This is a genomic window from Actinoplanes lobatus (genome assembly GCF_014205215.1).
Classification (GTDB): domain Bacteria; phylum Actinomycetota; class Actinomycetes; order Mycobacteriales; family Micromonosporaceae; genus Actinoplanes; species Actinoplanes lobatus.
This window is the reverse complement of the sequence record NZ_JACHNC010000001.1, coordinates 9079264-9104325: the sequence shown is the minus strand read 5'-3', so window position 1 is coordinate 9104325 and position 25062 is coordinate 9079264. Positions and strand designations below refer to the sequence as shown.

Below are 25062 nucleotides of genomic sequence, written 5' to 3'. Positions count from 1 at the left end.
TGAGCGGGTGAGCGAGAAAGTCTGAACGAGAGATCAAACGGGGTGGCTCTTGGAGGTAGCACGTGTCGATAGAACTGATCGTGGATCCACCCAGGACATATGGATCGGACCAGGCCAGCGCGTTGCTCGCCTCCAAGTTCGTGGTCCCGGCCGCGCCACCGTTCATGGTGGCCCGGCCGGGGCTCCTCGACCGGGTCACCGAGGGGGTCACGGGCCCGGTCACCCTGGTCACCGGCGTGGCCGGCAGCGGAAAGACGCAGCTGCTGGCCGCCTGGGCGCGCACCCGGGCCGGTGACCGGCCGGTCGCCTGGATCACCCTTGAAGAGGGTGACGAGCAGGCGTCGACCTTCTGGACGTACGTCGCCGAGGGGCTGCGCCGGGCCGGGGTGCAGGTGCCCTCGATCGCCGACGGCGCCGTCACCCGCGCCGTGCTGGGCCGCCTGGCCGCGGCCGTCGCGGACCACCCCACCGACATCGTCCTGATCCTGGACGGCGCCTCCCAGCTGCCCGGGCCGGAGTGGGCGTCCGGGCTGGAGTTCCTGCTGAGCCACGTGGACAACCTGCGGGTCGTCCTCACCGGACGATGGGACCCGCCGCTGCCGCTCTACCGGTACCGCCTCGCCGGTGAGCTGCACGAGCTGCGTACCGCCGATCTCGCCTTCACCCCGGCCGAGGCCACCACCCTGCTCCGGCTGCACGGCGTCGACCTGGGCGCGGACGACACGGCGGTGCTGCTCGAGCACACCGAGGGCTGGGCCGCCGGGATCCGGCTCTGCGCCTGCGCCATGCAGGGCACCACCGACCCGGGCCGGCTCGTGCAGACCATCTCGGGCGACGAGTCCACGATCGCCGAGTACTTCATCGGCGAGGTGCTGCGGATCCAGCCCCCGCAGGTGCGGCGCTTCCTGCTGGAGAGCAGCGTGCTGGACGCCTTCACCCCGGACCTGGCCGGCGCGGTCACCGAGCGGCCCGACGCCGCCCGGCTGCTGGCCACGCTCACCCGGGAGAACGCTTTCATCCAGCCGGTCGGCGAGGGTGCCGAGGTGTACCGCTACCACCGCCTCTTCGCCGAGCTGCTGCGCGCCCAGCTGGCCTGGACCGAGCCGGAGGAGGTGGCGGTGCTGCACCAGCGGGCCGCCGCCTGGCTGGTCGCGCACGGGCAGCTGGCCGAGGCCGTGGGGCACGCCGTCCAGGCCGGGGACTGGGCCGGCGCGGCCACCATGGTGATCGAGGACCTCGCCCTCGGCGCGCTGGTCATCGAAGGCGGTGGCGGCCGGCTGGGCGCGCTGTTCGCGGGCATGCCGGCACACCTCGAGGAGCCCGAGACGGTGCTGATCCGGGCCGCCATGGCCTACGGCGACGGCGACCACGCGCGGGCCGCCGAGCAGTTCACCCACGCGAGCAAGCTGCTCAGCGTGCGGGGCGCCGACGACGGCGACGGCCTGACCGCCTCCTGCTTCCTGATGCGGCTGCTGCTGCTCGCCGACGGGGCCGACCCGGAGCAGGTCGCCCATCTCGCGCCGGTCGCCCGTACCCTCCTGTCGGTGGCGCCCGCCGAGCGGCTGGCCCGGCACCCCGAGCTGCGGATGCTGATGCTCGCCGCCGAGGGTATGGCCCGCAGCGGCAGCGGCGACGTCGACGAGGCGGCCACGGTGCTGGCCGAGGCGGCCGCCGTCACCGCGGCCGGCGCCGAGCCGGTGCGGATCTCCTCCCTGGAGAACCTGGCGCTGCTCGAGGCGCACCGTGGCCGGCTGGCCCGGGCCGAGGCGAGCGCCCGCCAGGCGATCGAGCTGGCCACCCGGCGCGGGCTCGGCAAGGACCGCTGGCCGGCCGCCGCCGAGGTGGCGCTGGCCTGGGTGGCGCTGGAGCGCTACGACATCGAGACCGCCGACCGCCGGCTGCGGGCCGCGCAGCACCTCTGCGCCAACGGCACGACGGGGGCCGGCCCGGCCGCGTACGCCCTGGTCCGGGCCCGCCGGCTGCAGACCCGTGGAGAGCTGCGGCAGGCGTCCAACGTGCTGGCCGCGGCCCGCGAGGGCGTCTCCGGTACGCCGCGCTGGCTGAGCCGGGAGATCACCATGAACCTGTCCCGCCTGCTGATCACGGGCGGCCGGGCGAACGAGGCGAGTGGCCTGCTCGACGGCTACGCCGACTCGCCCGCCGCGGACGTGGCGGTGGCCCGGGCCGCGCTGCTGCTGGCCCAGGGACAGGCGGGGGCGGCGCACCAGGTGGCCCGGACGGTCGCGGACGCCGCCGGGGTTCCCGCGCCGGTCGCGCTGGACGCGTGGCTGCTGCTGGCCATGCTGGCGGACGGCCAGGACGACACCGCGGGAGCGCGCGAGGCGTTGCGGCGGGCGCTGCGGGTGGCCGGGCCGGAGTCGTACCGGCGGCCGGTGCACCAGGTGTGGAGCGAACTGCGGCGGCTGCTGCGCGACGACGACCGGCTGATCGTGCAGTACCGGGCGCTGACCCCGGGCGCGGCCACCACCGACGGCCCGGTCACCGACCCGGTCGTGGTGGAGCAGCTCAGCAAGCGGGAGCTGGACGTGCTGCGCGGTATGGCCGAGATGCTGCCGACCGAGGAGATCGCCGCCTCGATGTACGTCTCGGTCAACACGGTGAAGACCCACGTCCGCAGCATCCTGCGAAAACTGTCCGCGTCCCGGCGCAATGAAGCGGTACGCCGGGCACGCGCCCTGCGGTTGATCTGAGCGGTCTACTCGTGGCGGCCGCGGCGGACTTCGCCGCCATGCGCGCAGAGGGCGTAGATGACCACCACCTGAAGGCAGATCAGAATGCCGGACCAGAACGGTGCGGCGGCCAGGAAGAGGAAGTGGACCACCGCGCCGACGGCGGTGAAGATCACGCCGACGGCGCGCGCCCACGTCTGCCCGAGTAGGACGCCGACCCCGGCCGCCCCACTGATCAGACCGAAGAACAGATGCATCCAGCCCCACATCTCCGGGTTCGGCTCGATCAGCATGCCCTCCGGGGTCACCAGGTACGCCTGGCCGTGCAGCAGCGCCGTGAAGCCCTCCATGACCTGGAAGACGCCCAGCGAGAGCAGCATGATCCCGGCGAACACCACCAGCCCGATCCAGGTGTCGGCTTCAGGAGCGGGCGATTCCCGGGTGGGCGCCGCACGCCGTACCGGATCGCCGCGGTGATCAAGTGTCATCGTCGAGTCCCTCCTGTGAATCCGGATTTGTGTTCCGGAAGCTCAGAGTGCTGGCCGGGGACGGTCTCCCGCCTCGCACGCGGCGGATGAGATCCGCAGCGCACATGCAACTTGCACGCTGCGGAAACGACATTCTTCCGCCCCTGGTGCGAATACGCATGGTTGCCCCATGCGTACGCCGTGTGTTTCGGTAGGCCCTGATTCGTTCCCGTCCACTGAGCGCGTTTGGGGCCACGCTCGATCGGCTGGAATCCGATGGCTGTGCCAGCACGGGGGGATGACCGCTTCGCGGGCGGTCCGGTCCACCGTGCGCTGCGAACGACTGGGGGCGATATGCGAGATCAGGTCACCACCCGTACGACCGTTCCGATAGCCGTGGACCACAACCTCCCGCCCCGCCTGCCCACCGGCCTGGTCTGGCGGGGTCGTCTCGTCGAGGCCCTGGATGTGGGGGTCCGCCGGGCCGTCACCCTGATCTGCGCCGGACCGGGCTGGGGCAAGACCGTGCTCACCGCCACCTGGGCGACCGCCCGTTCGCTCTCCGGGCCGGTCGCCTGGCTCACCCTCAGCGAGCGGCACGACGACCCGTACGCCTTCTGGGCCGATCTGAACCGGTCGCTGAGCGCCGCCGGGGTGACCGTCACCGACGGCTCCGAGGCCGACCCGCGCCGGGCCTTCGCCGAGGCGGTGGCCGCGGCCGAGGGGCCGGTCGTGGTGGTGCTCGACGACCTGCACGAGGTCGCCGACCCGCGGGTGCTCACCGGCCTGGCCGGACTACTCGGTGCAACCCCCAAGCGGTTGCGCTTCGTGTTGCTCAGCCGTCGCGAGCCGGATCTGCGCCTGCACCGGCTGCGGATGAGCGGCGACCTCACCGAGATCCGCGCCGCCGACCTCGGTTTCAGCCTGGAGGAGGCCGCCGAGCTGCTGGCCCAGCGTGGCTGGGCGCTGCCGCCGGAGCGGCTCGCGGCGCTGGTCCGCCGCGCCGAGGGCTGGGGCGCCGGCCTGCGGCTGGCCGCCGACACCGCGAACGGCGGCGAGGACGCGGTGGCGGAGTACCTGACCCGGGAGGTGCTGGAGGCCCAGCCCGCCGAGGTCCGGACCTTCCTGCTGCGGACCAGCCTGCCGGACCGGATCTGCGGCGAGCTGGCGGACGCCCTGACCGGGGGTGTCGGCGGCCACCGGATGCTGGAGCGACTGGTCCGGGAGAAGCTGTTCCTGGAACCGGCCGGCGGCCGCTGGTTCCGGTACCACCCGATGGTCCGTGCCGCGCTGCGCCACCGGCTCGGCGAGCTGTGGCCGGACGCGCCCGCCCGGCTGCACCGCGCCGCGGCCCGCTGGCACGCCGGCCAGGGCGACGCGCTGACCTCGCTCACCCACGCGGCGGCCGCCGAGGACTGGAACCTGCTGGCCGCCCTGGTCGTCGAGCGCGGCGTTCCGCTCTACACCTCGGCGGACCGTCCCCAGTTCCTCGAACTGCTCGGCCGCATCCCGCCGGTCCTGCTGCCGACCAGCCCGGAGATGGCGGTCTGCGCGGTCATCCTCTCCTTTGCCCGGGGCGAGCTGGCGGCCGTGCCCCGCCGGATGGCGCACGCCCGCGCACTGGCCGCCCAGCGGCCGGCGTCGCCGCTGCGGGCGGAGACCGAGACAGCGCTCGCCGTGCTGGAGACCGGCGCCGTCATCCGATGGCACGGCGACATGCCGCACCTGGCCGGCGCCTCCACCGCCCTGCTCGCCCAGCTGTCCCGGCTGACCTGGGACGAGGCGCCGTCGCTGTTGCAGTACCGGGCCGCGGCGCTGAACAACAAGGGCGTGGCCTGGCTGTGGACCGGCCGCCTCGACCACGCCGACCGGTACCTGTGGGCGGCGGCCACCGCGGCCCGGACCGCCGGCACGCCGTACATCGAGGTCAACGCGTTCGCGATGCTGGCCTGCCTGGCGTTTTTGCAGGGCTCGCCCGGCGAGGCCGAGGAACACGCCCAGACGGCGATCGCCCTGGCCGGCCGCATCGACGCGGAGCACCGGACCACGGCCGCGCCGGCCTACCTGGCCCGGGCGCTGATCGAGACGGAGCGGGGCCGCGAGCCGGAGGCCGAGGAGGCGCTGCGGCAGGGACTGCACGCCCTCGGCGAGGTCCCGGAGGTCACCATGTCGGTGCTGGCCGGCCTGGTCCGGGTCCGGCTCACACTGGACCGGGGCGAGGCGGCCGGCGCCCGTACCCTGCTCGCACAGATCCGCGCCGAGGCCGGGCCGCCGATGGTGGCGCCCTTCGCGGACCGGCTGATCGCCCTGGCCGGGGCGGAGATCCGGCTCGCGCTCGGCGACGCCGCCGGCGTCCTGATCCGGTACGCCGGCCAGGCCGACCTGACCGCCGCCGAACAGGTCTGCCTGGCCCGCGCCTACCTCGCCACCGGGAACCCGACCGCCGCCGAACCGCTGCTCGCCCGCGTCCGGGGCGGGGCGGACCGGATCGCCGCGGTCGGCGCCTGGCTGCTGTCCGCCCTCGCCGCCGACACCCAGGGCCGCAGCGCCGTGGCCAGCGAGGCGCTGGCCCGCGCGCTGGCCGCCGCCGAACCGGAGCGGATCCGCCGGCCGTTCCGTCACTACGACGCGCACCGGGTGCTGGTGCTGGCCGAGCGTCAGCAGTGGCTGACCGAGCTGCGCGGCCCGGCCGGCGACGGCGTCCTCGGCGAGATCACCGGTGAGATCCCGATGATCGGCACGGGACAGGCGTCCGGGCCGCTCAGCGAGCGTGAGCTCGACGTCCTGCAGTACCTGCCGACCGTGCTCACGGCCGGGGAGATCGCCGTCCACCTGAGCATCTCGGTCAACACGGTGAAGGCACACATGCGGTCCATCTACCGCAAGCTGGGCGCCGGCCGTCGCCGTGAGGCGGTGGTGCTGGCCCGCCAGGCCGGATTGCTCTGAACCCTCATCCGCGTCGGGTGATGCCGTGGCGGCGGCCGTCTCCCACGCTCACCCCATGACCGACGTGGAACAAACCTGGCCCGACCCCATCGTCGAGGTACGCCGGCAGCCGTTCCCCTGGTGGACGCTGCTGATCACCGGCCTGCTCGCGATCGCGCTCGGCCTCACCGTACTCATCTGGCCGGACATCTCCCTGCGGATCATGGCCGCGCTCACCGGCATCTGGCTGTTCTTCGGCGGCCTGGCCCGGATCATCGGCGCCTTCCTGCCGACCGGCGCCGGTGTGGGCCGGCACCTGCTGTCCGGGATCGTCGGCGTGATCGTGATGATCGGCGGCCTACTCTGCCTGCGGAACCTGGTGACCGGCCTGGCCGTCCTCGCGGTCATCTTCGCGACCACCTGGATCCTCAGCGGCCTGGCCCTGCTGCTCGGCGCGGTCGCCGCGCGCGGTCCGATGCGGGCCGCCCTGATCATCGTCGGGGCGCTGTCCATGATCATCGGAATCGTCTTCGTGCTCACGCCGTCGCTGTCGCTCGGCACCCTGGTCCTGCTGACCGGCGCCGGCAGCCTGCTGACCGGTCTGGCCGAGGTCGGACTGGCCCTCTACCTGCGTAAATCGTCCTGACCAGCGGCCGGCCCGGCCGGTCACCCGGGTGAGGCGCTCCGCCCCGAGGTCGGCGAGGATCCCGCCGGCCACCGCGGACAGCAGCAGGCAGAACGACAGCACATACAGCCAGCCGATGTAGGTGAACGCCAGGCCGATCGTGCCGTACCGCTGGGAACTGGACTCCAGGGCCCGGGGCAGGTAGACGTGCCCGGCGGGCCGGACGGCGAGCATGATCGCGCCGAAGACGGCGCCGGTCAGCAGCAGCCGGAGCCGGCCCACCGCCGGGCCGAGCAGGATGCGCGGCAGCATGGCGGCCAGCGCCACGTCGGCGAGCAGGGCCAGCAGCGTGCCCGCGATCACCGGGGTCAGGGCCCGCCCGGCCAGGCCGCCGAGCAGGCGTACCACGAGCAGGAAGCCGACCAGGATCAGCACGCTGCCGATCTGCCAGGCGGTGGCCTTCGCGCCGACCCGGCGGCCGGGCACCGCCCAGATCGCCCGGTACGCGCGAACCAGCGCCCGGGCCAGCCCGGTCGCCGACAGGATCACGATGAGGCTGCCGAACACCCCGAACGCGTTGCTGCGGCTGCCGGCGAGCGCCTCGTCGAGCAGGCGGGTGCTGGATTCCGGCAGTCGTACCAGGCTGTCGAGGTGATCCCGGGCCTGCCCGCCGGCCAGCGCGCCTATCATGATCAGCAGCGGGAAGATCGACGTGAAGGCCTGCGCGGCCAGCGTCATCGACCGGTCGAAGATCTGCACCCGGACCAGTTCGCCGGCGGTGCGCAGCAGCACGAGGCCGGTCTGATGGCCGAGCAGCAGCGCCGCGCGGGGCCGCAGCCGGTCCGGCACGGCGGCGAGGATCCGTCCAGGAGTGAAGGCGCGGTCGGGCTCTGTCACCCGCTCATGGTCGGGGCGCGGGCGGCCGGTCAGCCTCATCCGGTACGGATGGGGCCGTCCCCCATGAGCCACGCCGACACTGACACCCATGGTGCGCGTGTTGGTGACCGTGCTGCTCGGCACGGCGGTGGTCGGTGTCGTGATCGGGGTCCTGCCGGGGATCACGGCCGACGACGGCTGGGCCGTCCTGACCGTCGCGATCCTGGTCGGGCTGCTCGGCGCGGCCCTGCGCCCGGCGCTGGTCCGCGTGCTGTCCGCGATCGGGTGGCCGGGCGTGGTGCTCGGCTGGCTCGTCGCCCAGTCGCTGCTGGTCTACCTGGCGCTGTGGCTCACCCCGGGCGTGCACGTGGCCGGGTTCTGGCCCGCCTTCTGGGCGTCCTGGCTCGGCGCGGTCCTGATGAGCATCGGCCTCTGGGTGATCACCGCCGGCCAGCCGGGGGTGGCCACCCGGCACCTGCTGCGGGTGAACCGGCACTTCCGGCGCAGCGTGCCGCCGACCGACATCCCGGGCGTCCTGTTCATCCAGGTCGACGGGTTGTCCGCGCCGCTGGCCCGGTGGGCGATCCACGCCGGGAACCTGCCCACGCTGGGCCGGTGGCTGAGCACCGGCAGCCACACGCTGACCGAATGGCACGCCCAGCTGCCGGCGACCACGCCGGCCAGCCAGGCGGGGCTGCTGCACGGCGCGAGCGATCAGGTTCCGGCTTTCCGCTGGTACGAGAAGAGCACCGGCCGTCTCGTGGTGACCAACCAGCCGGCCGACAGCGCCCTGGTCGAGTCCCGCTGCTCGGACGGTCGCGGGCTGCTGGCCGAGGGCGGGGTCAGCGTGAGCAACGTCTTCTCCGGCGACGCCCCGACCTCGCTGCTCACCATGAGCACGGTCCCGGCCAAGCAGAACGGCCCGGCCCGTTACCTGAGCGCGTACCTGCTCGACCCGTTCGGCCTGACCCGGTCGCTGGTGCTGACCGTCGGTGAGATCGTCAAGGAGCTGTACCAGGCCCGGCGGCAGCGGCTGCGCCAGGTGATCCCGCGGATGCACCGGGACTGGCGGTACGTGCTGCTGCGCGGCGCCACCAACGTGCTGCTGCGGCACCTGAACCTGGCCGTCCTCGCCGAGCAGATGATGCGCGGCGCCCCGGTGGTGTTCTGCGACTTCGTCGACTACGACGAGATCGCGCACCACGCCGGCCCGGCCCGCCCGGAGTCGCTGGCCGCGCTGGAGGGCATCGACGGGGTGCTGGCCACCCTGGAGGAGGTGGCGGCGGCCGCGCCACGGCCGTACCACCTGGTGGTGCTCTCCGATCACGGGCAGAGCCAGGGCGCCACCTTCGAGCAGCGCTACGGCGTCCGCCTGGACGAGCTGATCCGGCGGCTGACCGCGGCCGGCGGGGTGGCCGTCCCGGAGGAGAACGAGCAGAAGGGCCGGGCCAAGGTGCTGCGGGCCGGGCTGAGCCGCGACACCCCGCGGTACGACGAGGTTCCCGGGCGGCCGGCCGGCGAGGAGATCGTGGTCGCGGCCGGCGGCAACCTGGCGCTGGTCTACTTCGCCCGGGTGCCCGGCCGGGTGCCGCTCGAGGAGATCGAGGAACGCTATCCCGCGCTGCTGGCCGGGCTGACCGGGCATCCCGGGATCGGCTGGGTGATGGTCCGCTCCCGGGCCGACGGGCCGATCGTGCTGGGCCGGGGCGGCCGGCGGCGGCTCTCCGACGACCACGTCGAGGGGCTGGACCCGCTGCTCGGGTTCGGCCCGCGGGCCGCCGACGACCTGCGCCGCCACGACGGCCTCGCGAACACCGGCGACCTGCTGATCAACAGCCTGTTCGACCCGGTGTCGCAGGAGGTCGCCGCGTTCGAGGAGCTGATCGGCTGTCACGGCGGGATGGGCGGGGCGCAGAGCCGGCCGATGCTCATCCACCCGCGGACCCTGACCGTCCCGGCCGAGCTGATCGGCGCCGACGCCGTGCACCGGGTGCTGGTCGGCTGGCTGGAGCGGGTCGGCTGCCGCAAGTCGGCGGACCTCATCCGCGAGGGGTGAGCCCCGCACCCGGGCGGTACGGCCAGGATGGCCGACACCGACCCTGGAGGATCCTGTCATGTGCCGTTGGCTGGCCTACTCCGGTACGCCCATCCGACTCGAAGACCTGCTCTACCGCCCCCGCTACTCGCTGATCGACCAGAGCCAGCACTCGCGCGAGGGGGTGGAGACCACCAACGGCGACGGCGTGGGCGTCGGCTGGTACCCGGTCGACGCCGTCGGCGAGCCGGCGCTGTTCCGCGCGGTAGGCCCGGCGTGGAGCGACGTCAACCTGCGGGAACTCGCCCACGCCACCAGTTCGCCGCTGTTCCTGGCGCACATCCGGGCCAGCACCGGAACCCCGGTGCAGCAGAGCAACTGCCACCCGTTCCGGTTCCAGAACTGGCTGTGGGTGCACAACGGCTCGATCCGGGAGTTCGCCCGGCTCAAACGGGACCTGGTGCTCGCCGTGGACCCCGAGCTGTACCCGTCGATGGCCGGCTCCACCGACTCCGAGGTGATGTTCCACCTGGCCATCACGTACGGGCTGCGGGACCGCCCGGTCGCCGCCGTGGAGCGGATGGCCGGCCTGATCGAGTCGGTGGCCCGCCGGCACGGGGTGCCCGACCCGCTCCAGATGACGGTCGGCACCACCGACGGCGACCGGATCTGGACCTTCCGGTACTCCAGCGTGGGCCAAAGCCGTTCGCTCTACTACAGCACCGACATGACCGCGCTGCGGGCGCTGCACCCGGAGCTCGCGAGCCTGCGCGCGCTGTCCGAGGAGACCCGGTTGATCGTCTCCGAGCCGCTCGGTGAGATGTCGGGCGCCTGGCAGCCGGTGCCCGAGTCCAGCTACGGCATCATCCAGAAGGGCCAGGACGAACTGGGACGTTTCGAGCCCGCTGGACCGTGACGCGCGAGGCGTACAGTCGATGTTCATCCGGCCGGAGTGATGCCCAGACCAGCCGGTTTGCCAGAGGCTTCCGGCACGGCTGTCCGAACCGTAGTTCCCGGGGGTAGCGCATGTCCTTCCACGTCGGCTCCGAGATCGGCCGATTACGGCAGGTGATCCTCCACCGCCCCGGTGTCGAACTCGGCCGTCTGCGCCCCGGCGACACCGACCTGCTGCGCGGGGACATCCGGTGGGCCCGGCGGGCGCGGGAGGAGCACGACGCCTTCGCCGCGACACTGCGGAGTCACGGTGTCCGGGTGCACTATCTCGGCAGCCTGCTCACCGACGTGCTGGCCATTCCCCGGGCGCGCTCCTGGATCCTCGACCGTGTCATCACCGGCGACACCGCCGGGCCGGCGCTGGCCGGTCCGCTGCGGCGGCTGGCCGAGCAGGCCGACAGCGACCGCCTGGCCGACTACCTGATCGGCGGGGTGCTCAAGAGCGAGCTGGCCGGGTTCACCGTGAACAGCCTCCGCTGGGAGCTGATGAACGCCGACGACTTCGTGCTCGACCCGCTGCCCGGCCACCTGTTCCAGCGGGACAACTCCGCCTGGATCCACGACGGGGTCAGCATCAACCCGATGGCCTCGCCGGCCCGGATGCGCGAGACCGTGCACTGCGCCGCCGTCTACCGTTTCCACCCGATGTTCGCCCTCGCCGACATCACCGTCTGGTACGGCGGCGACGACCGCCCGCACCAGCCGGCCACCCTGGAGGGCGGCGACATCCACGTGCTCGGCGGCGGCGCCGTGATGGCCGGGGTGGGCGAGCGGTCCACCGCGATGGGCGTGGAGAACCTGGCCCGGGCCCTGTTCGCCGGTGGAACGGCGACCAGGGTGATCGCCGTCGAGCTGCCGCGCTCGTCCGGCGTCGAGCACCTCGACACGCTCATGACGATGGTCAACCGGGACACCTTCGTGATGTACCCCTACCTGGACGGGCCGCCGCGGTCGTGGACGGTGGAGCCCGGCGAGGGACCGGACGGGCTGCGGGTGGACCGCAACACCGACCTGTTCACCACCCTCGCCGAGACCCTCGACATCGCCAAGCCGTACGTGCTGGAGACCGGCGGGGAGCTTCGGGCCGCCCAGCGTGAACAGTGGGACGACGGCAGCGACTTCCTGGTCCTCGAACCCGGGGTGATCGTCGGCTACGAGCGCAACGTCACCACCAACACCTACCTGCGCCGCCAGGGGATCGAAGTGATCACCGTGGCCGGCGGCGAACTCGGCCGGGGCCGGTCCGGGCCCCGCTGCCTGGCCTGCCCGATCGAACGGGACGCCGTCCGATGAGGCCCCCGGTGATCATCGCGCATCTGTCCGACCTGCACCTCGGCGCCCACGACCGGGCCGCTCTGGAGAGCATCGCGGCCGACGTGGCGGCGGTCCGGCCGAACCTCACGGTGGTCACCGGGGACCTCACCATGCGGGCCCGGGAGCGGGAGTTCCGGCACGTCCGTGAGCTGCTCGACCGGCTGCCCGGACCGGTGCTGGCGGTCACCGGCAATCACGACGTGCCGCTGGCCGACTGGCGTCGCGCGCTCCAGCCGTACGATCGCTGGAAGAGCTGGATCGACGCGGACCTGGAACCGGTCCGGAAGGTCCCGGGAATCACCGCCCTGGGCTTGCAGTCGATGCCGCGATGGCGGTGGAAGAACGGGCGGATCACCTCCCGCCAGGCCGGCGAGGTGGTCCGCGTCCTGGGCGCGGCGCCCCCGGGCGACGTGCGGGTGCTCGCGCTGCACCACCCGCCGCTGGCCACCGGGACCGCCGCGCTGCTCGGCCGGCGGCATCTGCTGGCCGCGGTCCGCGCGGCCCGTGTCGACCTGGTGCTCGCCGGCCACACCCACGTCCCGGACGTCCGGGTGCTCGGCCACCAGGTCTTCGTGGTGGCCGGCACCACGACCAGCCACCGGGTCCGCGGCTCGGCCTGCTCGTGGAGCGTGATCAGCGTGGACCGCGGCGAGATCGAGGTCCGGGAGCGCAATCTCGGCCCGGACGGCTGGCACCTCGGCCGGGTGGTGCACGTGCGGGTCAGTGCAGGGTTGTCTTCAGGACGATGAGCGCGGCGCCGAACCCGCCGGAGACCAGCGTGGACACCAGCCGCTCCTTGGGCTGCAGCCGGCCGTTGACGCCGATCAGCCAGCCGGAGAAGCAGAGCAGCAGGGTGGTGCACATCAGGGCGGAGAGCACCGCGGTATCCATCGTCGCCCCGCCCAGGCGGGCCGAGATCAGCGCGAGCAGCGGCAGGCCGCTCGCGGTCACGATCTCCCAGCCGCTGGTGAGCTGGCGGCGTACCGTTTCCCAACGGGGCCGGTGCCCCGCGTGGATGCGCTCGGCCACGAGCCGGGCATAGCGTTCGGCCAGCCAGTAGATGGTGAGGGTGACCAGTACGGCGACCACCGCCCGGGTGGCGGTGGTGGGGTGCGCGGCGACCAGCACCGCGGCGCCGACGATCAAGCCGTAGATGCCGGAGGCGGTGGCCTCCTCGTTCTCGTGGACCAGACGTACCCAGATCGGACGGCTCATGTACCAAAGCGTCGCCGAACCGGGGTGTGCCCATCCTCATCCGGTGCGGGTGAACCGTTTCGGCCGGGTGGCAACGGATGATCGGCCGGAGTGGCAGGGAGGGTGACAGATGTTCGTCCGGAAGAACAACCCCTTGTGGCGGGCCTCGGACCGTGTCGAGGCCGGCATGCTGCTGGGCCTTTTCGTGCTGTTCCTGCTGGGTGGACCGGTGCTGGCCTGGTGGGCGGCCGGTGGCGCCTACGACTCCGCGACCGCCGAGGCGATGCGCGACCGGCGCAACGCCTTCCAGGTGTCGGCCGAGCTGACCAGCGTGCCACCGTCGCTGACCGGGGAGGCGGCCGGCGGAACGGCGGCGCCCACCCCCGGCACGGCCCAGGCGAAGTGGATCGCGCCGGACGGCACCCGCCGCGCCGGCGAGGTCGGGGTGGCGCCCACCCAGCGGGCCGGTGAGCGGATGACGATCTGGGTGACCCGAAGTGGTCAGCAGCGTGAGGCGCCGTCCGACCACCATCCGGTCGCCAAGGCCGGCCTGGTCGCGGTGGTGATGATCGCCCTGGCCGCGGCGGCGCTGAACGGGACGCGCAAGATCGGCCTGATCCTGCTGGACCGGCACCGGGCCAAGGCGTGGCAGCAGGAGTGGCTCGAGGTCGGCCCGCGCTGGAGCCGCGACCTTCGTTCCTAGTCACCTCATGCGTTCGGGAGGATGCCTGTTCGGGCGCGGCCCAGCAGGCTCGGTCCCATGACCCAAGAGAAGTCCAGGGCCGCGCGGTTCCCGGCCGGGTTGCGAAAGGCGCTGATCGCCTTCGCGCTGGCGCAGTTCATCTGCTCCTTCGCCGGCTCCAACATGAACGTGATGATCAGCGACATCAGCCGCGACCTGCACACCGACGTCCAGGGCGTGCAGCTGGCCATCACCCTGTTCCTGCTGGTGATGGCCGCTCTGATGATCCCCGGCGGCAAGCTCACCGACGTCTTCGGCCGCAAATGGTGTCTCATCCTGGGGCTGCTGATGTTCGGCTCCGGAGCGCTGATCAGCTCGGTCGCCCCCAGCCTGCCGGTACTGATCATCGGCTACTCGGTGTTCGAGGGCGTCGGCACGGCGCTGCTGATCCCACCCGTCTACATCCTCACCACCCTGCTCTTCCAGGGCGTCAGCGCGCGGGCCCGCGCGTTCGGCGCGATCAGCGCGATGGGTGGTGTCGGCGCCGTCGCCGGCCCGCTCATCGGCGGTTTCATCGCGTCCGCCGTGAACTGGCGCGCCGCGTTCGTGGCGCAGGCCGCGATCGTCCTGGTGATCGTCATGCTCAGCCGCCGGGCCGTCGAGGACCCGCTGCCCGCCGACCGGTCCCGGCCCTTCGACGTGGGCGGCGCGGTGCTCTCCGCGGCCGGCCTGATCCTGATCGTGCTCGGCATCCTCGCCACCGACAACGACATCCGGCTGTGCATCGTCCTGATCGCCGCCGGTGCGCTGGTGCTGACCTGGTTCTTCGTCGCCTGCCGACGCCGCGAGCGGTCCGGCCGGGAACCGCTGCTGAGCCTGCGCCTGTTCCGCAACCGTGCCTCCAACCTCGGCCTGATCACCCAGAACACCCAGTGGCTCATGGTGATGGGCACGTCGTTCGTGGTGTCGACCTACCTCCAGGTGGTCCGCGGCTACAACGCCATCGAGACCGGCGGGGTGTTCACCGCCACCACGGCCGGTGTGCTGATCTCCTCGCTGGGGGCCGAGCCGATGGCCAAGCGCCGCCCGCAGCGCACCCTGATCATGGCGGGTTTCGTGGTCACCATCGCCGGCATCGTCCTGCTGCTCACGCTGGGCCGCACTTCCGGCTCCGGCTCGGTGTGGACCATGGTGCCCGGCCTGTTCGTGATCGGTCTCGGCCTGGGCGGGATGCTCACCCCGTCGGTCAACGTGGTCCAGTCGAGCTTCGGCGAGGACCTCCAGGGGGAGATCTCCGGGCTGTCGCGCAGCGTCTCCAACCTGGGTTCGTCGCTGGGCGCGGCACTGACCGGCACCATCCTGGTGGCCGGGGTGGACGGCTCGGCGCCGGGGCGGGCGTACCTGCTGGCGATGACCGCGGTCGCCGGCGCCGGGGTGATCGGCCTGGTGGCGGCGTTCTTCCTGCCCAGGACTCAGCCGAGCTCGTAGTCGATCCGGGTGGCCGGCAGCCGCTCCTGCTCGCGGGCCAGCAGGGTCATGGCCCGGGCGTCCGCCTCGGTCGGCCGGGCCGGGTCCAGGGCCCGCGGCCAGAGGCGGGCGTGCCGGACCGCGGCCACCTCGGCGGCGATCACCAGCACGTTGCTGAGCAGGTAGAGCACGGTGAAGACGCCGGCCGCGCCGGCGAACGCGCCGTAGACCCGGCCGGCCCGCTGGACCAGGCCGGGCAGCACCGCGGCCGCGACGGCCAGCGCGGTGGTCACCGCCACCGCGCCGATCACCGCGGCCGGCCACACCGAACGCAGCGGCGCCCGGCGCATCAGCAGCAGCCGGGTCAGCACGATCAGGGTGAGGAAGACGACGGCGACCTCGCCGAGAAGCTCGGGCACGGCGCCGGCCGAGGCGACGTTCAGGGCGCCGGCGGCCACCGCGCCGATCAGGATGACGATCAGGCCGGCCACCGCGCGCAGGTAGCGGGAGACGACGCCGGCGCGCCGCCGGATCGGGACGGCCGCCAGGTGGTTCAGCGTCTCGTACGCGGAGAGCACCACCCCGAGCCCGGAGAACACCAGACCGACCACACCGGCGATCAGGGCGGTACGCGACGCCGACAGGTCCGCCATCGACGTCTCGATGCCCGGCTGCAGTCCCGGCGGCACGATCTCCGCCACCAGCTCCTGGCGCAGCTCGGGCCGGGAGGCCAGCACCCGCGACACCACGGCGACCCCCAGCAGCAGGATGGGGAAGAGGCTGAGGAAGCCGTAGTACGTGATGAGCGCGGCCTCCCGGAGACCGAAGTCGTCCAGGTACTTGCAGATCACCGCGTGAGTGAACCCGAGGACGGGCCGGCGCCGCTGGAGGTCGTCGAGGCGGCGCAGGAGCACGTCAGCAGGTGTTCTTCAGCGAGTCGGCGAGCGCCCGGGCGGTGTCCCGGACCCCGTCGACCGCCTGGCGGACGGCGCCGAGGTTCGTCAGGTCGGGGTTGTCGCGCGCCGTGTCCACGCTGGTCGACAGGACGTCGACGGATGCCCGCAGCTGGTCGGCCTGCTGGCCGAACTGCGCCTTCGCGTCGGCGGCGAGCTGGGTGAGCTGTTCGATGAGCTCGGAGACGTACGGGCGCAGCGCGGTCAGCCCGTTCTCCGAGACGTTGGCGTCCTTGATGTGGGTGACGGTGTTCTGGACGGCCGCGAAGCTCTCGCAGACCGCCGGTTCGGCCGAGGCGCCCGTGGCCCCGCCGCCGGCGCAACCAGCGCCGGCGGCGAGGACACACAGGGCCGTCGCGAACGTGACGAGCCCCGGGGTTCTGTGCATGTCAGGCGGACTGCTCGGTGCCGTGCAGGGCGTCCTGGAGCTCGGCCTCGGCCTCCTTGGACAGCGACGACTTGAGCACGGTGCCGCCGAACTGGGACAGCGCCTGGATCGCCTTGTCCGGGGTGACCTTCTCGACGACCAGGAACAGCGCCGAGGTGCCCGGCTGGAGAAGGTCCCGGACCTGGGTCTGGAACTCCTTGTTGATCGCGTTCTTGCCGAGCTTGCCGGTCAGCGCGCCCAGGCCGGCGCCGACGGCCATACCGAGCACCGGGATGAAGAACAGCAGCCCGAAGAAGAATCCCCAGAACATGCCCCAGGTGGTGCCGGCCGCCACCTCGTGATGGCTGGTCGTGACGTGGAACTTGCCCTCCTTGTCGCGGATGATCGCGGCGATCGCGTCAGGCTGGATGATCAGGTCCTTGGCCAGGCGGTGTGCCTCCAGCGACGCGGCGGTCGCGGTGGTCTCATCGTCGTAGCCGATGGCGACGAGGGTTGCCATGTCGTTGTTTCCCTTCCTCGATGCTCAGGTCTGGCCCCAGTGGACCCGGTGAGGGCCGGTCGCGTCCTCACCCGTACCGGATGAGGCGGCCCCGGACCGACCGGCCGGAGTATCGGAATCGGGCGTGACCACGCCTGAACGGTCGAGTGGAGGAGCGGAAGAACGATGTCCATCGGACCTGTCCAGCTGATCGTGCTGGGCTTCAATCACCCGAACTTCCACGGCGAGATCATCGCTGAGCTGGAACGACTCCGGCAGAGCGACACCGTACGCGTGATCGACGCGCTCGCGGTCTACAAGGACGCCGACGGCGAGGTGGAGGTGGAGCACCTGAGCAACCTCACCCAGGAGGAGGCGGTCGAACTGGGCAGCAAGGTCGGCGCCCTGATCGGTCTGGGCATCGACGGCGAGGAGGGCCTGATCGCCGGCGCCGAGCGGGGCGCCGAGGCGGCGATCGACGGCGTGGCGGTCCTCGACGACCCGCGGGCGTGGGACGTGCTCGGCGACATCCCGAACGACAGCGCCGCGGCTCTGCTGCTGATCGAACACCACTGGGCGGTGCCGCTGCGCGACGCCATCGCCCGGGCCGGCGGCTTCCGGCTGTCCGACGGGTTCATCAGCCCGCTGGACCTGGTCGGGATCGGCCTGCTGGCCGCCGAGGAGGCCAAGGTCCTGCACGACCTCGAGACGGCCGCGGCCGCGAACTACAACTAGGGGAGTGGTGGAGATGTTCGCAACCAGGAGAGTGGCCCGGCCGACCGCCCGGCGCACCGCGCGCCGGGTGACCCGCCGGACGGCCCGGCGGCGGTGACCCGCCGGCTCTAATCGCGGCGGCTGGCCCAGGCCAGCCGCCGCAGTCGTGTCCAGTCCATCTCGGGCAGCATCGGCGGGACCCCGGGCCGGCGGCGGGGCACCCGCACGCGCAGCGCGGCCGGCCGGATCGCACAGGTCACCGGCGAGGGCATCAGGATCGACTCGCCGTCGACGCCGACCGGAACCTCGGGCGTGGTCGCCTCCACCACCGCCGTGGTGCTCGTGCGGATCAGCACCGACCGGGACCGGCCGCGGCCGCCGACCAGCCGGGCCGCGTCGGCCGTGCCGTGCACGGTGACCGCGAGGACCCCGAGGGCGCCCTGGTCGAGCCGGGGGCGCTGGCCCAGCCCGGCGATGTCGGCGGTGGCGTACGGGTTGTTGCTGACCAGCACCGCCTGCGGCCCGGTGACGGTCACCCCGTCGACGTGCAGCTCCAGCTGCGGGCCGTTCTGCCCGGCCAGCGTCTCCGGCAGCAGGTCCAGGGTGGTGCCGACCTTGTCGTCGCGGTAGGCGGGACTCTGCACCACGGTGGCGTAGGCCCCGAACGAGGCGTTGTTGACGAACGTCCGGTCGCCGATGAGGCCCAGGTCGATGTGCACCTCCACCCCGTCGGTGAGCGCGTCCAGGCAGGTCGACGGGTCGTCCCGGTCCAGGCCCAGATCCAGCGCGAAGTGGTTGCGGGTGCCCGCCGAGATCACCAGGAACGGCACGCCGTGCTCGGCCGCGATCCCGGCGACCAGCGCCTGGGTGCCGTCGCCGCCGGCGACGCCGAGCAGATCCGCGCCGTCGCGCAGCGCCTGCCGGGCCAGTTCCGCGACATCCACGTCCGGTTCATCGATGACATGCACTCGCGCGCCGAGCTCGCGGGCACGTTCGGCCAGGCGGAAACGTTCCACCTTCCCGCCACCCGAGCGGGGATTCATGATCAGGTACGGGTGACGCGGCGCCGGCGTCTCGAACTCCTGCGGACCGTCACCCGGCTCGGCCAGCGCCCGCCGCCCGGCCGCGACCGCCGCCGCCCACAGCACACCGAACAGGATCACCACCCAGAGCAGCCGCTGCTGGGCGTAGAAGACGGTGACGGTGAGCGGGGCCAGCACCACCACCACGCCGGCCAGCCACCGCTGCACGCCGCGATGGGTGAGGAACCACCAGGCCGCGCCCAGGCCGGCGGCGCTGCCGAGGAGGGCGGCCAGGATCAGGGCGAGGCCGGCGCGTACGCCGGCGACGGCGAGCACCAGCACCACGGCCGCCGCGGCGGCGCAGAAAGCGAGCCGAGCGAGATTGCGCCGGGTCGATGACATGGCGGAACTCCCTTCGCGTACAGGTCTGTTCCGAAGCGTCGCCGGGGCGCGGTCGCCGGTCCTCATTCCGGCGGGATGAGGCGGGGCGTGTCAGCGCGGTGGATCGTCACCGGACATCCGGGATGAACAGCAGGACACAGGACAGGAGGACCTCAGTGTCGACGTCATCACGGCAGGGAGCCGTACCCCCCAGGCTTCGGCATCCCGCCGAGCTGCCGTTCTACGTCTTCATGGTGGTGCTGAACATCATCATCATCTGGGCCATCGTGCAGGCGGCGATCACGCTGCCGCTTCTACCCGAACGACTCCAGGACAGCGGCTGGGCGGTGACCGTCCGATCCGCCTTCATCGGACTGTTGCTCTTCGTCCCGGCGCTCATCGTGATCCGTGAGACGCAGCGGGCGTCGATCCGGGGTACCGCGGTCCAGCTCTCGCCCAAACAATACGGCAGCCTCTACGAGACGATGGACGATTTCGCCCGAAAGCTCGGATTGCGTCGCCGGCCGCAGCTGTTCCTGGCCAACGGCAACGGCACCCTGAACGCCTTCGCCGCCCAGGCCACCGGCCACGACTACGTGGTGCTCGCCAACGAGCTGTTCGTGAACCTGTACGAGAACAACCGGGACGGGCTGCGGTTCATCCTCGGCCACGAGCTGGGCCACATCCGGCTGCACCACGTCGGCCTCTGGTACCAGCTGTCGGTCGCCTACTCGGAACGCATCCCGTTGCTCGGGCCGACGCTGTCGCGGCTGCGGGAGTACTCGTCCGACCGGCACGGCGCCCACCTGTGTCCGTCCGGCGCGTCCGGACTGGTGCTGCTCGCCTCCGGCCGGCACACCGAGCACACCACCGACCTGGACGAGCTGGTCCGCCAGGGTCAGTCACTGCGCGGTTTCTGGGTCGAGCTGGCCCAACTGCCGATGTCGCACCCGTTCACGGTGCGGCGGCTCGAGCGGTTGTTCAAGCTCGGACTTTTCCATGCCCGGGTGCGCGGATCCGAGTCGGAGACCGCCGCTTGACCGTGACCGTCATCCGTGAGGAATGACGCGCCCGGCCGAGCGCACCGACAGGCTGGTCCGGAGGGGATGGAAAAGGAGGGACGATGCCTGAGCCGACTTATCAGGTCAGGGTTTCCGGGGTGATTCCCGATGAACTTCTTACAGAGCTGCAGGATCTGACGGTGAGCGTGGAACCGCCCGAGACGGTCCTGCACGGTTCGCTGCCGGATCAGTCCGCCGTGGTGGGGCTGATCTCCCGGATCCACGGCCTCGGGCTGCGTCTGATCGAGGTGCGGCGGTTGCCGGCGTCCGAGGAGCCGGAACGGCCAATATGATCGGGTCCCGGCCGCGGACAGGCTACGGGCTGGTGTTGCTCCTGATCATCGGGACGTACGTGCTGGCGCTGCTGGTCCGGGACCGCTGGGAGCTGGCCGTGCTCCTGCTGGTGCAGACCATCACGGTGTGGCAGGCGCTGCGGGTCTCCAGGGCCCGCAGCGGTATGCGGTACGCCGCGGCCGGGTTGTTCCTGCTGGCCCTGGTCGCGGCGCTGCTCAATATCGTGCTCAGCCGTAACTCGCCGTTGCTCGGCTGGACGTTCCTGGCCGCCAGCGTCCTCTATCTGCTGGCCCCGTTCGCCATCGTGCGGCATCTGAGCACCCAGCACGGTGTCGACCAGCAGACCCTGTTGGGGGCGCTGGCCGCCTATCTGCTGATCGGAATGGCGTTCGGGTTCGCGTACCAGTGCCTGGGGGTGATCCAGCCGGGGCCGTTGTTCGGCGACAAGGGCGACCCGGTCATCTCCGATGCGCTGTTCTTCAGCTTCGTGACCATGACCACCACCGGATACGGCGACCTGGTCCCGGCGGCCGATCCGGCCCGCACGATCGCCGTCGTGGAGGCGCTGACCGGCTCGCTGTTCCTGGTCACCGCGGTAGCCAAGGTGGTCGAGAACTGGCGGCCCCGCAACTGGGACAGCGGCGACGACAGCCGTGAGCGAGACGAGTGAGGAGAACCGTGATGAGCTATTGGCTGCGGCTGATCGCCGGCATCGTGGTGGCGGTGATCGGTGTGGTCGCGTTCGCCTGGCCGGAAGCCACCCTGCGGGTGGTCGCCTTCCTGTTCGGGCTGAACCTGCTGGTGATGGGGGTGTCCCGGACGGTCCTGGCGATCATCGCCCGGGAGACGCCGGTGTTGCAGCGGGTCCTGGCCGGCGCCTTCGGCGTGCTGGTCACCCTGGTCGGTGTGCTCTGCGTGCAGAACCCCACCGACTCGCTGAGCCTGCTGCTGCTGATCGTCGCGATCGGCTGGATCCTGGACGGCCTCGGCGAGATCGTGGTGGCGTTCGGCCGGCACGAGCCGGGCGTCGGCTGGCGGATCGCGCTCGGCGTGTTCGTGCTGCTCGCCGCGATCGCCATCCTGGTCTGGCCCGGCCTGGGTCTGGCCACCTTCCTGCTGATCGGCGCGACCACCCTGGTCTTCGCCGGCATCTGCCTGGTCGTCGGCGCGATCGCGGGGCTGCGATCGCGGGCCGCCGCCTGACAAGACGGACGGGGGCCGGGTGCGCATCGCACCCGGCCCCCGGTGTGTTCCCGTCTACTTGCGATAACTGCTCAGGAACAGCGCCTCGGCGTGGGCCAGCCGGGCGATCTCACCCGGGTCGACGCTCTCGTTCGGGGCGTGGATCAGCGCGAGCGGCTCCTCCACCCCCATCAGGACGATCTCGGCCTCCGGATAGGTCTCGGCGAACACGTTGCACAGCGGGATCGACCCGCCCTGCCCCAGGTACGCCATCTCCCGGCCGTACGCCTGGCGCATCGCCGCGGCCAGCGCCTGGTAGGCCGGACCGCCGGACCGGGCCTCGAACGGCTGGCCGAGCGCCTCCCGCTCGACCGTCACCCGAACGCCCCACGGCGCGGCCGCCTGCAGGTGCGCGACCAGCGCGTCCTGCGCCTTGACGGCGTCCGTGCCGGGCGGCACCCGCAGGTTGAGCCGGGCCCGGGCGTGCGGCTGGATGGCCGCCGCCGAGCCCACCACGGGCGGGCAGTCGATGCCGAGCACGGTGACCGCCGGCCGGGCCCAGACCATGTCCGAGACCGTGCCGTCGCCGAGCAGCGACGCGCCCTCGACCAGCCCCGCGTCCGAGCGGAACTGCTCCGCCGGGTACGGCGCCCCGCTCCACGTCTGGCCGTTGTCCAGCCCGGTGACCGTGGTGTTGCCGTCGGCGTCGCGCAACGTGGCCAGGATGTGGATGAGCGCCGCGAGCGCGTCCGGGGCGGGGCCGCCGAACATGCCCGAGTGCACCTCCCCGGCCAGCGCCTCCACGTTCACCACCACGTTCGCCAGGCCGCGCAGCGTCACCGTGGCGGCCGGCACCCCGACCGCCGCGTTGCCGGTGTCGCAGACCAGGATGGCGTCGGCGCGCAGCAGCTCCGGATTGCGGAGCACGAAGTCCTCCAGGCCGCCGGTGCCCTGCTCCTCGGAACCCTCGACGATCAGTTTCAGGTTGACCCCGATGTCGTCGCCGAGCGCCCGCAGCGCGGTCAGGTGCATGACGATGTTGCCCTTGCAGTCGGCGGCGCCCCGGCCGTACCAGCGGCCGCCGGACTCGGTCAGCTCGAACGGCGGGGTGTGCCAGGCCGCCTCGTCCAGCGGGGGCTGCACGTCGTAGTGGGCGTACAGCAGGACCGTGGGCGCGTTCGGGTCGGCGGCCGGGCGTACCCCGAAGACCGCCTTGCTGCCGTCGCTGGTCTCGTGCAGGCCGAGGCCGGTGAAGCCGGCCTCGGCGAAGCGGTCGACCACCCAGTTGGCCGCGCGCAGGCACTCCTGGGGCGGGTACTGGCGTGGGTCGGCCACCGACGGGATGGCGACCAGCTCCCCGAGATCGGTACGGGCCCGCCCCATCAAGGAATCGATCTTCTCCCTCACGCGTCGACCTCCGCGAGCTTGAGATCGTCGACGACCTCCTGGAACTCCTCCAGGTGGTCGGGGCAGTAGACCTTCATGATGATGAGCTGGCCCTTGACGACGTTGTTGCCGGCGATCACCGGCCGCTGTCCCGGGCCGCCCGCGCCGTTGGTGAGCTGGCCGTAGAGGATCCCGCGGCGCAGCGCGTCACCCGGGTCGAGGCAGACCGCGCCGCCGTCGTCGCCGAGCACGTGGACGATCTGCTCGGTGGTCGGCACGCGCAGCCCGGCCGCGGTGAGCTCGGCGACCAGCTGGTCCGCCTTCGCCTCGGCCTCGACGCTCTGTTTGACGCCGCGGTAGGTGAACAGGCCGATGCCGGCCATCAGCACGAGCACCCCGCCGGAGATCCAGGCGAGCACTTTGCTGTCCTGCATCATCCGAGGAACCCCTTACGCCGGTAGCGGTTGATCAGCCCGAACCCGGCCAGGGCGACGAGCGCCACGACGGAGACGGTCAGCGCCTTGTGTTCCTTGATCATGCGGAGGCTTCCTTCCAGGAGGGTTTGCGCAGCTTGTAGAAGAGGAACGGGACGAGCAGACCGAGACCGAGTGCGCCGCCGGCGACGACGGCCAGGTAGACGCCGACGCTGCCGGAGCCGAACTGCGACGGCGGGACGAAACCGATGAGCAGGGCGGCCAGCGAGGCGGCGAAGCCGACGCCGCAGAGGCCGGTGAGCATCGGGGCGCGGTAGCCGCGGGGGTGGTCCGGGTGGCTGCGGCGCAGGCGGACGGCGGCCACGAACATCAGCAGGTACATGATCAGGTAGACCTGCGTGGTGATCACCGAGAAGATCCAGTACGCGCTGGAGACGTCCGGGATGAACGCGTAGGCCAGCGCGATGAGCGTGGTGACCAGACCCTGGGTGACCAGGATGTTCTGCTGCACGCCGTGCTTGTTCAGCTTCTGCAGGAACGGCGGCAGGTAGCCCTCCTGCTTGGAGATCAGCAGCAGGCCCCTGGACGGGCCGGCCAGCCAGGTGAGCATGCCGCCGAGGGAGGCGGCGACCAGCATGACGCCGAGGATCGGGGTGAGCCACTGCGAGTCGAACGCGGCGAACACCGCGTCGAACGCCTGCATCACGCCGGCGGTCAGCGACAGCTGCTCGGCCGGCACGATCCAGCTGATCGCCAGCGCGGGCAGGATGAAGATCAGCAGGACCAGGCCCATGGCCAGGAACATGGCCTTCGGGAACTCCTTACCCGGCTGCTTCAGCGACCCGACGTGCACCGCGTTCATCTCCATGCCGGAGTACGACAGGAAGTTGTTCACGATCAGCACCAGGCTGGACAGGCCGGCCCAGGCCGGGATCAGGTTGTCGGCGGTCATCGGCGCGGCCGACTCGTTGCCCTGGCCGAGGAACGCGATGCCGAGGATCACCAGCAGCGCCCCGGGGATCAGGGTGCCGATGATCAGGCCGCCGCTGGCCAGGCCGGCCACGCCGCTGGTGCCGCGGGACGAGACCCACACGCCGGACCAGTAGCAGACCATGATGACGATCGCGGTCCAGACGCCGCTGGAGGCCAGGTCCGGATTGATGACGTACGCCAGCGTGCTCGCCACGAACCCGAGCAGGCTCGGGTAGTAGAAGATCGTCATGGCGAACTGGCACCACACCGCCAGGAACCCGGCCGGCTTGTTGATGCCCTCGCTGACCCACTTGTAGACGCCGCCCTCCCAGCCGGAGGCCAGCTCCGCCGAGACCAGAGCGGTCGGCAGCAGGAAGACGATCGCCGGGACGATGTAGAGGAAGATGCTGGCCAGTCCGTAGACGGCCATCGTGGGCGACGGACGCAGGCTGGCCACCGAGCTCGTGGTCATCAGCGCCAGAGCAACCCAGGAGATGTATTGAATGTTGCGGGCCGTCTTCGGCTTCGCACCCTTGTCGCCCACCGGTTCTGTGGCGGGCACGTCCAT

The 25062-nt window shown here is 72.0% G+C and carries 23 protein-coding genes and 1 pseudogene; 14 read left to right on the top strand and 10 right to left on the bottom strand.

The features are described 5' to 3' along the window. Nucleotides 1-62 precede the first annotated feature (62 nt). On the top strand, nucleotides 63-2711 hold the full coding sequence (locus BJ964_RS41545) for a LuxR C-terminal-related transcriptional regulator (RefSeq protein ID WP_229807045.1): 2649 nt from the start codon (nucleotides 63-65) through the stop codon (nucleotides 2709-2711). Nucleotides 2712-2716: 5 nt separating this feature from the next. Here BJ964_RS41545 and BJ964_RS41540 read toward each other — a convergent pair whose 3' ends face one another. Next, nucleotides 2717-3178, bottom strand: coding sequence for a DUF7144 family membrane protein (locus BJ964_RS41540; RefSeq protein ID WP_188125787.1), 462 nt, complete (start codon nucleotides 3176-3178; stop codon nucleotides 2717-2719). Between the two features lie 333 nt (nucleotides 3179-3511). Here BJ964_RS41540 and BJ964_RS41535 point away from each other — a divergent pair, with 333 nt between their 5' ends. Further along, nucleotides 3512-6103 carry a LuxR C-terminal-related transcriptional regulator gene (locus BJ964_RS41535; RefSeq protein WP_229807044.1) on the top strand — a complete coding sequence of 864 codons (2592 nt, stop codon included), beginning with the start codon at nucleotides 3512-3514 and terminating at the stop codon, nucleotides 6101-6103. Between the two features lie 55 nt (nucleotides 6104-6158). After that, a complete protein-coding gene (locus tag BJ964_RS41530) occupies nucleotides 6159-6728 on the top strand; it encodes an HdeD family acid-resistance protein (RefSeq protein WP_188125786.1) in 570 nt (189 codons plus the stop codon). Nucleotides 6729-6809: 81 nt separating this feature from the next. Here BJ964_RS41530 and BJ964_RS41525 read toward each other — a convergent pair. Further along, nucleotides 6810-7643: pseudogene (locus BJ964_RS41525) on the bottom strand (YhjD/YihY/BrkB family envelope integrity protein); the annotation flags it as partial. Nucleotides 7644-7692: 49 nt separating this feature from the next. On the opposite strand from BJ964_RS41525, the gene BJ964_RS41520 reads away from it, so the two are divergent. The 4 genes from BJ964_RS41520 (at nucleotide 7693) to BJ964_RS41505 (ending at nucleotide 12635) form a co-directional block, all read left to right on the top strand. After that, nucleotides 7693-9639, top strand: coding sequence for a phage holin family protein (locus tag BJ964_RS41520; protein ID WP_188125785.1), 1947 nt, complete (start codon nucleotides 7693-7695; stop codon nucleotides 9637-9639). 58 nt (nucleotides 9640-9697) lie between these two features. After that, nucleotides 9698-10534: a class II glutamine amidotransferase gene (locus BJ964_RS41515; protein WP_188125784.1), complete on the top strand. Its 837-nt coding sequence runs from the start codon at nucleotides 9698-9700 to the stop codon at nucleotides 10532-10534. Between the two features lie 110 nt (nucleotides 10535-10644). Continuing rightward, the gene (locus tag BJ964_RS41510; RefSeq protein WP_188125783.1) at nucleotides 10645-11865 is read left to right on the top strand and encodes an arginine deiminase; all 1221 of its coding nucleotides are present in this window, start codon (nucleotides 10645-10647) and stop codon (nucleotides 11863-11865) included. Between the two features lie 8 nt (nucleotides 11866-11873). Continuing rightward, complete coding sequence (locus tag BJ964_RS41505; RefSeq protein ID WP_268248032.1) at nucleotides 11874-12635, top strand: metallophosphoesterase family protein; 762 nt, start codon at nucleotides 11874-11876, stop codon at nucleotides 12633-12635. On the opposite strand, the gene BJ964_RS41500 is transcribed toward BJ964_RS41505, so the two are convergent. Next, nucleotides 12607-13101, bottom strand: coding sequence for a hypothetical protein (locus BJ964_RS41500; RefSeq protein ID WP_188125781.1), 495 nt, complete (start codon nucleotides 13099-13101; stop codon nucleotides 12607-12609). The genes BJ964_RS41505 and BJ964_RS41500 overlap by 29 nt on opposite strands. 109 nt (nucleotides 13102-13210) lie before the next feature. Here BJ964_RS41500 and BJ964_RS41495 point away from each other — a divergent pair, with 109 nt between their 5' ends. Together BJ964_RS41495 and BJ964_RS41490 are read left to right on the top strand one after the other, a co-directional pair. Then, entirely contained in the window at nucleotides 13211-13783 is a 573-nt protein-coding gene (locus tag BJ964_RS41495; RefSeq protein ID WP_188125780.1) for an Rv1733c family protein, read from the top strand. Between the two features lie 57 nt (nucleotides 13784-13840). Next, on the top strand, nucleotides 13841-15250 hold the full coding sequence (locus BJ964_RS41490; RefSeq protein ID WP_203832564.1) for an MFS transporter: 1410 nt from the start codon (nucleotides 13841-13843) through the stop codon (nucleotides 15248-15250). Here BJ964_RS41490 and BJ964_RS41485 read toward each other — a convergent pair. From BJ964_RS41485 to BJ964_RS41475, 3 genes are read right to left on the bottom strand one after another with little or no spacing between them, the layout of a single operon-like run. Continuing rightward, entirely contained in the window at nucleotides 15235-16143 is a 909-nt protein-coding gene (locus tag BJ964_RS41485) for a YihY/virulence factor BrkB family protein (protein ID WP_188125778.1), read from the bottom strand. The genes BJ964_RS41490 and BJ964_RS41485 overlap by 16 nt on opposite strands. A 1-nt stretch (nucleotide 16144) precedes the next feature. Then, entirely contained in the window at nucleotides 16145-16570 is a 426-nt protein-coding gene (locus BJ964_RS41480; protein ID WP_188125777.1) for a hypothetical protein, read from the bottom strand. Between the two features lies 1 nt (nucleotide 16571). Continuing rightward, nucleotides 16572-17069 carry a DUF1269 domain-containing protein gene (locus tag BJ964_RS41475; protein WP_188125776.1) on the bottom strand — a complete coding sequence of 166 codons (498 nt, stop codon included), beginning with the start codon at nucleotides 17067-17069 and terminating at the stop codon, nucleotides 16572-16574. Nucleotides 17070-17234: 165 nt separating this feature from the next. On the opposite strand from BJ964_RS41475, the gene BJ964_RS41470 reads away from it, so the two are divergent. Next, complete coding sequence (locus BJ964_RS41470) at nucleotides 17235-17783, top strand: hypothetical protein (RefSeq protein WP_188125775.1); 549 nt, start codon at nucleotides 17235-17237, stop codon at nucleotides 17781-17783. 107 nt (nucleotides 17784-17890) lie between these two features. Here BJ964_RS41470 and BJ964_RS41465 read toward each other — a convergent pair whose 3' ends face one another. Next, nucleotides 17891-19186 (bottom strand): diacylglycerol/lipid kinase family protein, encoded by a 1296-nt coding sequence (locus BJ964_RS41465; protein WP_188125774.1) that lies wholly within the window; start codon nucleotides 19184-19186, stop codon nucleotides 17891-17893. Between the two features lie 155 nt (nucleotides 19187-19341). Between BJ964_RS41465 and BJ964_RS41460 the strand changes: the two genes are divergently transcribed. The 4 genes from BJ964_RS41460 to BJ964_RS41445 all read left to right on the top strand — a co-directional run bounded on the left by BJ964_RS41460 (nucleotide 19342) and on the right by BJ964_RS41445 (nucleotide 21723). Continuing rightward, the gene (locus BJ964_RS41460) at nucleotides 19342-20205 is read left to right on the top strand and encodes a M48 family metallopeptidase (protein ID WP_229807043.1); all 864 of its coding nucleotides are present in this window, start codon (nucleotides 19342-19344) and stop codon (nucleotides 20203-20205) included. 161 nt (nucleotides 20206-20366) lie between these two features. Then, on the top strand, nucleotides 20367-20519 hold the full coding sequence (locus BJ964_RS41455; RefSeq protein WP_239163860.1) for a hypothetical protein: 153 nt from the start codon (nucleotides 20367-20369) through the stop codon (nucleotides 20517-20519). 32 nt (nucleotides 20520-20551) lie between these two features. After that, nucleotides 20552-21190 carry a potassium channel family protein gene (locus BJ964_RS41450; protein ID WP_229807042.1) on the top strand — a complete coding sequence of 213 codons (639 nt, stop codon included), beginning with the start codon at nucleotides 20552-20554 and terminating at the stop codon, nucleotides 21188-21190. Between the two features lie 11 nt (nucleotides 21191-21201). Next, entirely contained in the window at nucleotides 21202-21723 is a 522-nt protein-coding gene (locus tag BJ964_RS41445; RefSeq protein ID WP_188125770.1) for an HdeD family acid-resistance protein, read from the top strand. Nucleotides 21724-21777: 54 nt separating this feature from the next. Here the strand turns inward: BJ964_RS41445 and BJ964_RS41440 are convergent, their stop codons facing one another. The 3 genes from BJ964_RS41440 to BJ964_RS41430 all read right to left on the bottom strand — a co-directional run bounded on the left by BJ964_RS41440 (nucleotide 21778) and on the right by BJ964_RS41430 (nucleotide 25062). Then, nucleotides 21778-23109: a dipeptidase gene (locus tag BJ964_RS41440; RefSeq protein WP_229807041.1), complete on the bottom strand. Its 1332-nt coding sequence runs from the start codon at nucleotides 23107-23109 to the stop codon at nucleotides 21778-21780. Beyond that, a complete protein-coding gene (locus BJ964_RS41435) occupies nucleotides 23106-23525 on the bottom strand; it encodes a hypothetical protein (protein ID WP_188125769.1) in 420 nt (139 codons plus the stop codon). Before BJ964_RS41435 ends, BJ964_RS41440 begins: the two co-directional genes overlap by 4 nt. Before the next feature lie 97 nt (nucleotides 23526-23622). After that, a complete protein-coding gene (locus BJ964_RS41430) occupies nucleotides 23623-25062 on the bottom strand; it encodes an APC family permease (RefSeq protein ID WP_188125768.1) in 1440 nt (479 codons plus the stop codon).

Coding starts and splice junctions, on each gene's coding strand:
- BJ964_RS41540 (WP_188125787.1), bottom strand. CDS start 3,178: ATGACACTTGATCACCGCGGCGATCCGGTACGGCGTGCGGCGCCCACC.
- BJ964_RS41535 (WP_229807044.1), top strand. CDS start 3,512: ATGCGAGATCAGGTCACCACCCGTACGACCGTTCCGATAGCCGTGGAC.
- BJ964_RS41530 (WP_188125786.1), top strand. CDS start 6,159: ATGACCGACGTGGAACAAACCTGGCCCGACCCCATCGTCGAGGTACGC.
- BJ964_RS41520 (WP_188125785.1), top strand. CDS start 7,693: ATGGTGCGCGTGTTGGTGACCGTGCTGCTCGGCACGGCGGTGGTCGGT.
- BJ964_RS41515 (WP_188125784.1), top strand. CDS start 9,698: ATGTGCCGTTGGCTGGCCTACTCCGGTACGCCCATCCGACTCGAAGAC.
- BJ964_RS41510 (WP_188125783.1), top strand. CDS start 10,645: ATGTCCTTCCACGTCGGCTCCGAGATCGGCCGATTACGGCAGGTGATC.
- BJ964_RS41500 (WP_188125781.1), bottom strand. CDS start 13,101: ATGAGCCGTCCGATCTGGGTACGTCTGGTCCACGAGAACGAGGAGGCC.
- BJ964_RS41495 (WP_188125780.1), top strand. CDS start 13,211: ATGTTCGTCCGGAAGAACAACCCCTTGTGGCGGGCCTCGGACCGTGTC.
- BJ964_RS41490 (WP_203832564.1), top strand. CDS start 13,841: ATGACCCAAGAGAAGTCCAGGGCCGCGCGGTTCCCGGCCGGGTTGCGA.
- BJ964_RS41480 (WP_188125777.1), bottom strand. CDS start 16,570: ATGCACAGAACCCCGGGGCTCGTCACGTTCGCGACGGCCCTGTGTGTC.
- BJ964_RS41475 (WP_188125776.1), bottom strand. CDS start 17,069: ATGGCAACCCTCGTCGCCATCGGCTACGACGATGAGACCACCGCGACC.
- BJ964_RS41470 (WP_188125775.1), top strand. CDS start 17,235: ATGTCCATCGGACCTGTCCAGCTGATCGTGCTGGGCTTCAATCACCCG.
- BJ964_RS41465 (WP_188125774.1), bottom strand. CDS start 19,186: ATGTCATCGACCCGGCGCAATCTCGCTCGGCTCGCTTTCTGCGCCGCC.
- BJ964_RS41445 (WP_188125770.1), top strand. CDS start 21,202: ATGAGCTATTGGCTGCGGCTGATCGCCGGCATCGTGGTGGCGGTGATC.
- BJ964_RS41435 (WP_188125769.1), bottom strand. CDS start 23,525: ATGATGCAGGACAGCAAAGTGCTCGCCTGGATCTCCGGCGGGGTGCTC.
- BJ964_RS41430 (WP_188125768.1), bottom strand. CDS start 25,062: ATGGACGTGCCCGCCACAGAACCGGTGGGCGACAAGGGTGCGAAGCCG.